6 protein-coding genes are annotated in these 8,567 nt (G+C 65.4%); 5 read left to right on the top strand and 1 reads right to left on the bottom strand.

Features of this window, described 5'->3' with window-relative positions; all coding sequences use genetic code 11:
• Nucleotides 1-243: 243 nt before the first annotated feature.
• The 5 genes from RT424_RS23310 to RT424_RS23290 all read left to right on the top strand — a co-directional run bounded on the left by RT424_RS23310 (nt 244) and on the right by RT424_RS23290 (nt 7,447).
• Nucleotides 244-1,386: a glycosyltransferase gene (locus tag RT424_RS23310; protein ID WP_313443099.1), complete on the top strand. Its 1,143-nt coding sequence runs from the start codon at nt 244-246 to the stop codon at nt 1,384-1,386.
• A complete protein-coding gene (locus tag RT424_RS23305; protein WP_313443097.1) occupies nt 1,383-2,522 on the top strand; it encodes a glycosyltransferase family 4 protein in 1,140 nt (379 codons plus the stop codon). The genes RT424_RS23310 and RT424_RS23305 overlap by 4 nt, the downstream gene beginning before the upstream one ends.
• A gap of 4 nt (nt 2,523-2,526) precedes the next feature.
• On the top strand, nt 2,527-3,870 hold the full coding sequence (locus RT424_RS23300; RefSeq protein WP_313443095.1) for a hypothetical protein: 1,344 nt from the start codon (nt 2,527-2,529) through the stop codon (nt 3,868-3,870).
• A 141-nt stretch (nt 3,871-4,011) separates the two neighbouring features.
• Nucleotides 4,012-5,058, top strand: coding sequence for a hypothetical protein (locus RT424_RS23295; protein WP_313443093.1), 1,047 nt, complete (start codon nt 4,012-4,014; stop codon nt 5,056-5,058).
• Between the two features lie 199 nt (nt 5,059-5,257).
• Nucleotides 5,258-7,447: a polysaccharide biosynthesis tyrosine autokinase gene (locus RT424_RS23290; protein WP_313443092.1), complete on the top strand. Its 2,190-nt coding sequence runs from the start codon at nt 5,258-5,260 to the stop codon at nt 7,445-7,447.
• Between the two features lie 317 nt (nt 7,448-7,764).
• On the opposite strand, the gene RT424_RS23285 is transcribed toward RT424_RS23290, so the two are convergent.
• The gene (locus tag RT424_RS23285; RefSeq protein WP_313443090.1) at nt 7,765-8,355 is read right to left on the bottom strand and encodes a hypothetical protein; all 591 of its coding nucleotides are present in this window, start codon (nt 8,353-8,355) and stop codon (nt 7,765-7,767) included.
• Nucleotides 8,356-8,567 lie beyond the last annotated feature (212 nt).

Genomic DNA, 8,567 nt, shown 5'->3' with positions numbered 1-8,567 from the left:
CTACCACCCGCAGGATACTACCGTTGGGTGGTAGGGTGGGGGAGCGGGCCGGTGCCGCTAAAATCCGCCTGCGGCGGATTTTCGAACGACCTCGAAGGACCGGGATCTTCCAGTACCGCTTACAAAACCGCGCATTATCAAGGCCGGATACCCCCGATGGGCCACCGATTGGCCCTTATGTTCAATCGCGTCTGCGCCGGACGCTGGCTAGGCTGCACCTGCTCTGGTTCCCCGAGAGGTCGCATGCGTTCTCCATCGCCGCTCCGCGCGCTCTTCGTCATCAATTCGCTCGCCGGCGGCGGGGCGGAGCGCGTGTTCACGACGCTGGTGGAGCAACTCAGCCGCCGCCCGGACGAGATCGCCATCACCGTGGCCCTGCTCGATAACGAGGCGGAGGAAGCCTACCGCCTGCCCGCCGGCGTCCAGGTAGAGCGCCTGAACGCGCGCGGCAGCCTGCTGCGCAGCATCCGCGAAACCCGCAGGCTGGTACGCCGCCTGCGCCCGGACGTGACGCTTTCGTTTCTCTCGCGCGCCAACGTCGCCACCATCGTCGCCATGCGGCGCACCGGCGGTCCGGCGGTGATCAGCGAGCGGGTGAACACCACTGCCCATCTGCGCACCGGACGGCTCGCGTTCCTCAGCCGCCTGCTGATCCGCAACACCTATCCCACCGCCCGGCATGTCATCGCCGTTTCCGAAGGCGTCGCCCGCACGCTGGAAAGCGACTTCGCCGTCGAGCCGGCGCGGATCTCGGTGATCTACAACCCGGTCGACACGGCCCGCATCCGCGCGCTGGCGGAACAGGAACCGGCGATCCCGGTTACCCCGGCGGACTTCGTGACGATGGGCAGGCTGGTGGACAACAAGAACACCGCCATGGCCATCCGCGCTCTTGCGCAAACGCAAAACGGGGGCAACCTGATCGTGCTGGGCGAAGGCCCCCTGCGCGACGATCTGGCGGCGCTGGCGGCTTCGCTGGGCGTGGCGGACCGGGTGCGCTTCGCCGGGTTCCTGGCCAATCCCCATGCCGTGCTGGTGCGGGCGGGCTGCTACCTGCTCACATCCCATGCCGAGGGCTTTCCCAATGCGATGATGGAAGCCATGGCGGTGGGCCTGCCGGTCGTCGCCACCGATTGCCCCTCCGGCCCGGCGGAGATTCTCGAAGTCCACCTTGACGGGGGCGAACCGGCCTATGGCCATGGCGGAGCCCTGGTGGCCATGGACGACCACGCGGCGATGGCCCGCTGCATGGCCGAACTGACTGGCCCCCGCCGCGCCGACTTCTCCGAAGCCGCCGCCCGGCGCGCCGCCGCGTTCTCGGTGGAGAGCGCGGTCGAGCGGTTCCGCGGCGCGCTGATGGACGCCGCGCGCGAGGTGGCGTCGTGAAGATCAGCGTCACCGGCCTGCGCGGCATTCCCGGCGTGATGGGCGGCGTCGAAACCCATTGCGAGGAACTGCTGCCCCGCATCGCCGCCATCGAGCCGGACATCGAGATCGAGGTCTGCTGCCGCGCCCCCTATGTCGATCCGGCGATGACGAGCTTCCGCCATGTCGCCCTGACACCGCTCTATTCGCCCACCGGCCGCATCAGCGAGGCGCTCATCTCGACACTGGTGGGCATTCTCCATGCCCGCCTGCGCGGCGCGGACGCCGTGCATATCCACGCCGTGGGACCGGCCCTGTTCGCCCCCCTTGCCCGTCTGCTCGGCCTTAGCGTGCTGCTGACCCACCACGGCGCCGATTACGACCGCGACAAATGGGGGCGCGGCGCCAAGGCGATGCTCAAGCTGGGCGAGTGGCTGGGCCTGCGCTCCGCGAACCGCGTCGTCTGCGTTTCTCCGTCGCTGGCGGAGCGGATGAAGGCCCGTTATCCCACCCGCGCCGACCGGGTGGAATTCATCCCCAACGGCGTGAGCACGATGCCGCCCTCGCCGCAGAGCGATGCGGACGTGCTCGCCGAACTTGGATTGGTTGCCGGAGACTACGTGCTCTGCGTGGCCCGTCTGGTGCCGGAAAAGGGCATCCACACCCTGGTAGAAGCCTTCCGCCGCAGCGGTGACACCCGCACCCTGGTGATCGCCGGAGCGGGCCGCAAGGACGATCGCTATGCCCAGGACCTGCTGGCCATGGCCGAGGCGCGCATCCGGTTCCTCGGCATGGTGCCGCGCCCCCGCCTGGGCGTGCTGCTGCGCAATGCCGGGCTGTTCGTGCTGCCCTCCTTCCACGAAGGCCTGCCGATCGCCGCGCTGGAGGCACTGGCCTGCCGCTGCCCGGTGCTACTCAGCGACATCCAGCCCAATCGCGACCTCGGCCTTCCCGCCAGCCGCTATTTCCCGGTAGGCGATGTCGCCGCCCTCGCCGTGCGCCTCGCCGCGCATGACGAGGCGGGTGAGGATAGAGGATCCGCCCTGCCCGACACGCTCCTCGACTGGGACGAAGTGGCCCGGCGCACTGCCGCCGCCTATCGCAAGCTCAAGGGCCGCCGAAGCCTGCGCCATGCGCTGACCCCGGCTAAAGGATGACGCGATGCTGGCACTGACATCGGGCAGCCCGCCCATCCCGATCTTCCTGCTGCTGCCCACGATGATGCTGTTCTGCGTGCTGGTGGTGGTGCTCTGCCTGCAAGTGGGCGCTTCCACGCGGTTCCTGATCGTCGCCTTCGCGCTGCGCATGGCGATGTCGGCCATGCCGCGCTTCGCTTTCTCCTCCAGTCCGGCGGGGCTGAGCTGGAACGCGCTGGCCTCGGTCGTGCTGGTGGGAGTGGGCGCGCTGCTGCTGCTCCGCAGCCGCGCGGTGCCGCTGGTGCTGGCGCCGATCGTGCCGCTGCTGCTGGTGATCGCCATGAGCGCGGTGCTCAACGGCGAAATTGCCGGCTCGATCGAGAGCCTGGTGAAATACGCCTATCTCGCGATCATCGCCCTCACCGCCTACGATGCCTTCATGACCGACGGCGCGGGCAAAGTGCTGCTGCGCCTGCTTTTCACGTTCCTGCTGCCGCTCATGCTCCAGGCCTTCAGCATGTTGCTCGGCATCGCCAAGGCCACGGAAAGCGACGGCTCCACCTCCTACATCGGCGGCTACAACCACGAGGCCAGCTTCTCGATCATCCTGCTGACCGGCCTGCTGACCGCCATCCTCAACCCGCGCCTGCGCTCGCTCTACAAGCTGGGCATCGCCCTGGTCTGCGTGGGCGGTATCCTCGCGGCGAACTATCGGACGGCGATCGTCACCGCCGGGCCGCTGATGCTGGGCCTGTTCATCGCCGCCATCACCAGCGCCGTGAAACCCAGTCAGAGGCCCATCGCCGGCATCCTGGGCTGGCTGCTGGTGCTCTCCGCCGTACCGATCGTGCCGATCGTCGCCGGCGACCGCTTCGACGCGGTGACCACGGTCTGGCAGAATCCCGAGATTCTCAGCAAGGCCCCTGCCGACTTCAGCCGTGCCGATACGCAAGTGCTCTCGGGACGCCTGTTGCTGTGGAGCCAATACATCACAGCCTGGAACGTCGGCACGCCGCGCCAGCACATGCTGGGCTTCGGCGCCAACGCCTGGGAAGGCCGCTATCGCTATTACGCCCACAATACGCTGGTTTCCACGCTCTACGAGCTGGGCTGGCTGGGCGTGGCCGCCATGCTGCTGCTGTGGGGCTGGATGTTCGCCCTGGCCGCGACCGCGCGCACGCCCGCACGCTTCACGCTGATCATGGCCCACCTCGGCTTCTTCCTGCTCAACATGGCGACGATGCCGTTCTGGATGATCGAGGGCCTGCTGTTCTACGGCCTGCTCTGCGGCTTCACGATCCATGCCAACCTTCAGGGTCGGCCTGCGAAACGGTCCGTCGCAAATCCCGCAAGGCTCCGCCCGATTTAAGGAAATTCCGCCCCGCTTCCCGGTTGTGCTGGCAGTTCGCCTGGGCAAGTAGCCCAAAAGAACTAATCCATACGGATGAGAATATTCGTCATGGTTCGGTCAATAAAACGCGATTCTACGCATAAGCCTTTGGGGAAGCACATGTTTCGAACACTTGGCCTGGCCTTGCCGATGCTGGCCCTGGGACCTGTAACTGAAAACCGGCCTGCGACCGAACATCCGGCCGAAAACGCGCTGTCCGGCGTGGTTGCGGCGCCGATGACCGCCGCCCCTGCAACCACCGCCGCCACCTCGTTCCGGATGCCCTCGATCGCCCAGCCGCAGGCCGGCACCGCCTGCAAGGCCGTGGCGACGCTTCGCATGACCGCCACTACGCCGGGCATCTCGAAGGTCTGCGCGGTGGACGGTAAGATCCTCGTCAACGGCAAGGACGCCAGCGGCTTCGTGATGGCGGACGTCAAGGCCCAGCGCTACGGCCCGCTCATGCGCGGCGGCAACGTGCCCAACCTCCAGGTCCAACGCGTGTCGGACACCGATGCGCGCGCCGACGCTACCCTGGGGCTGGGTCTCGTCAACGTCAGCAACGGCATCGGCAAGGCGGTCTTCCACGACCTGGTATGGATCGGCAGTCAGACCCACCAGGCGATCAACAGCGACGACGCCTGGGCCGCCATTGCCCTCAAGGGCAAGGACGCGGACGACGTCGGAACGTTCGAAATCAACAACTTCGACTTCCAGAATCTGTTCATGGCCTCCGGCAGCCATTACCAGAACGTCGATGGTATTTCGACCGAGGGCGGCTATTCGGGCACGATCACCAATGGCCGGGTGATGAACGCCAGCGACGCCTGTCTCGACATCAAGGGCGACGTGCGGGTGGACAACGTCTACCTCTCCGGCTGCCGCCAGGGCATGAAGACCTGGACTAACCAGAGCCACGGCCTGATCGAACTGGGCACCAACCGCTTCGTCGGGATCATCGGCAAGGGCACCAAGGGAGCCACCCGCACCATCACTGTGGACGTGCTGATCGCCTCGGGCGATCCCTCCGTGCCGCTGTTCCGCGCCGAGGACGGGGTGGTCAACCTGCATATCCGCCGCCTGATCGCCAAACCGGGGCAGGTTCTGAACGGCGCGGGCAGCTTCTCCGGCTCCAAGGTCACCGTCGACCAGCGGATGTCGATCTGAGGAAGGCTCTGGTCTGTTTGAAAATTCGCCGAAGGCGAATTTTTGCGGCACCGAAAATGCCCAACAGGCATTTTCCAAACAGGAGTAGGGGCTGCTGAGATTTGGAAGTACTACCTGTTTCTCATGGATTTCCAAAGGCAAAGCCTCGCACAATAAGTCCGCGAATTTCCTCGATTCTCGAGAGGTAGGCGACTTGCACGTGGCTCCCAACAAGCTGGATCCCTCCGTAGCGCGCAGGGTGGGGTTGAACGATCCCGCACCTGGCCCGGCCGGCACTGGTTCCGCATCCGGGTCCGGCCCCGATGGCGGGAAGCTGATAGACCTGTCCTGGCTGGCAACCTTGGCCTGGCGGCACAAATGGGCGATGCTCATGGCCATCGCCTCGGTACTGGCCGTCACCCTGGCCGCCTACATGCTGGCGGTGAAGAAATACGACGCCAGCGTCGTGCTGGCGCTGGACCGGGGCGACCAGCAACTGGTCCGCACCGCGCAGACCAACAAGGACACCATCATCGATTCCCCGGCGGTGGACACCGAAGTGCAGGTGCTGCTTTCGCCCGAAGTCTCGGCAGCGGCCGTGCGCAACGCGCGGCTCAATACCGATCCGGCCTTCCTCGCCGCCTCGGCGCCCAACGCCCCCGGCCCGCTGACGGAAGCCGCCGCCGCCAATATCGTGCGCTCCAACCTCACGGTCGGTCGCCAGGGCCTCTCCTACGCCATCAACCTCGGCTATCGCTCGCGCGATCCGCAAGTCTCGGCCAAAGTCGCCAATGCGGTGGCCGATTCCTATGTCAGCGGCCAGGTACAGGGCGAGCAGAACGCACGCAGCCAGGACATCAACATGCTGCGCAGCCGGCTAGACCAGCTGCGCGGCGACGTGATCAAGGCGGAGGCCGCGGTCGCCTCCTATCGCGCCAGCGCGGACCTCGTGGCCGTCAGCAACGACAGCACGATCGCGCAGCAGGAGCTTTCCACGCTCAACACCGAACTGGCCTCGGCCAAGGCGGAACTGGCCGCCTCGCAGGGCCGCGCCCGCGCCAATGCGGGCGAGAACGGCACGGCCGTCAACAACAGCCCGGTGATCCGCGACTTGCGCACGGAAGTCTCGACGCTGGAAGTGAAGCTGGCCGAACAGTCCTCCTCGCTCGGACCCAAGCACCCCGACCGGATGCGGACCGAGGCCCAGCTCGATACGGCCCGCCAGTCGCTGCGCCGCGAAGTGTCGCGGGCCAGCTCCGGGGTCGGCGCGGACGTCGGCGTGGACAGCCAGCGCGTGGGTGCCCTTCAGTCCGCCATCGGCGGCGCCAAGGGCCGGCTGCTGGCAGGCAACAACGCCTCCGTGCGCCTCAACGAACTGGAGCGCGTGGCCGAAAGCTCGCGCCAGCTCTACCAGACCTTCCTCGATCGCTACCGGGTGGAACTGGCCACGCGCGGCACCGAGAAGAGCAAGGCGCAAGTGATCGCCCGCGCCCAGGTGCCCTCGCGGCCCTCCTCGCCCGACCTGTTGGTCTACATGCTGGGCGGCGGCATCGCCGGCGTGATCGCCGCCGTGCTGCTGGCACTCGCCCTGGAATGGCGCGAACGCGGCATCCGCACCCGCGCCGAAGCCGAGGAACTCACCGGTTACGACGTGGTGAGCAGCCTGCCCGACATCGCCACCATGGACGAGCCCGACTTCCGCAAGGACGAGGTTCTGGGCGTGCCGGACTTCCTGGTCCACCACAAGGATTCGCCCTTCGCAGAGTCGGTGCGCGCGATCTGGACGGCGCTGAAGATCGGCCACAAGGGGCAGGTCGCCCGCCTGGTGGGCATCACTTCGTCCATCCCCGGAGAAGGCAAGACCAGCACCGCCATCGCCCTGGCCCGCTCCGCCGCCATGGCCGGACGCCGCACGCTGCTGATCGACTGCGACGTGCGCCGCATGGGCACCACCGTGGCGCTCAACCTGCGCGGCCGCCCCGGCCTTGCCGAAGTGCTGAATGGAGAGGCGCGGGTGGAGGACGTGCTGGTGGTGGACGAGCCCTCGGGCGCCCACGTGCTGCCGCTCAATTCCACCGCCGAAACTCCACTGGACATCATCCACTCCGACGCCACCGCCATCCTGCTCGACCGCTTCCGGCAGGAATACGACCTGGTCGTGCTGGACATCGCACCGGTCATCCCGGTGGCGGAGGCCCGCGCGCTGGCGGCGATGGCCGACGTCACGCTGATGATCCTGCGCTGGCGCACCACGCAGCGCAACGTGCTGAAAACCGCCCTGCGCGAACTCGACCGCGCCGGCGCCCATATCTACGGCCTGCTCCTCACCCAGGTCGACACCCGCAGCTCCGCCGTGCTGGGCGAGGAAATGGCGTACTACCAATACTACTACGCCCGCGGCGCGAACTGAGGGGGAGTGGGGGCCTTCGGTGGCCCGATGCTTGGATGGCCAAGGAATATCGCGCCAATCCACGCCCCCACCGCCCACGTCATCCTGAACTCGTTTCAGGATCCATCGCGCAGTGTCCTCTGGAGCATTGACGGAACACGCTGCGTTCTCGGTTTGCCGATCAAGGCCCAATGCTTTCGGCAAGATAGACCCTGAAACAAGTTCAGGGTGACGGAGAGTTTTGCGGGAAAACTGTCATGGCCCTAATCGGGAGCGAAGGTCTGCAATCCGAGATTTTCGATTCCAAAGCTGCCGTTCCGGACACGCCGACAGTTCGGTCATTTGCTCGAGGTTTCGGCGCACACAGAAGCGGCTGCCTCGAGCCGCTTAACGAGTTCAAAACCGACATATTTGGTGCGCGGGTATGACCGATAATAGACGTTCCAATAGCTCGCTACCCGGCGCCTGATTGTGTTCCAATATGCTTCGTTTTGGGTGATGAAGGTGCCTAGAATCTGTTCATTTTCGGGTGTTATTGCAGAGGCAATATCCTCTAATATTTCGATGACGTATTCGCCAACAAGCGACAAAATGAACGGCGCACCCCACGGCTCCATCGTCACGAGTAAATCGCGTGCGGCACGCTGACGTTCGAAGCCGTCATTACTGCGGGTCTCAAGTGCACGGACGAAGCGCCGCACTTCTTCAGTTTCAACCATTATAAGCTGGTCGGGTGAGAAATTCAGGCGCGATGGGATCAGGACCGACTGGAATCCGATGTGAACAGCGAACCGGTCAGTCCATTGCCGTAACATAAGTCTCTGAGCGACTTCCGTTCCAGCGATAACTGCTGCGGGAAGGCATTCCGCAGGAAATGCCTCTGCGAGCATTGGCCCATCAATCTCAGTTAGCATCGTTTGATTGCTCATATCGGTTGCCTACGATGCTCGCCGATATGTGCAATGGCCTTCTTACGTGGCCAATGCTGACCGTCCGCTTCCCCGGACGTTCCTGCCATAGCGCCCAAAGCTGGGACGGCATGAAAGCAACCGCTCATTCCTCTCGAGTTAAATGGCCGACTTGGGAGGTGGGTTCAACGGGTGGAGGCAACACTTTAATCTTTTGAGGAAGATGGAGTGTC

The organism is Novosphingobium sp. (assembly GCF_032093395.1).
GTDB lineage: Bacteria > Pseudomonadota > Alphaproteobacteria > Sphingomonadales > Sphingomonadaceae > Novosphingobium.
This window is presented reverse-complemented; position numbering and strand designations above follow the sequence as displayed.

Coding starts and splice junctions, on each gene's coding strand:
- RT424_RS23310 (WP_313443099.1), top strand. CDS start 244: ATGCGTTCTCCATCGCCGCTCCGCGCGCTCTTCGTCATCAATTCGCTC.
- RT424_RS23300 (WP_313443095.1), top strand. CDS start 2,527: ATGCTGGCACTGACATCGGGCAGCCCGCCCATCCCGATCTTCCTGCTG.
- RT424_RS23295 (WP_313443093.1), top strand. CDS start 4,012: ATGTTTCGAACACTTGGCCTGGCCTTGCCGATGCTGGCCCTGGGACCT.
- RT424_RS23285 (WP_313443090.1), bottom strand. CDS start 8,355: ATGAGCAATCAAACGATGCTAACTGAGATTGATGGGCCAATGCTCGCA.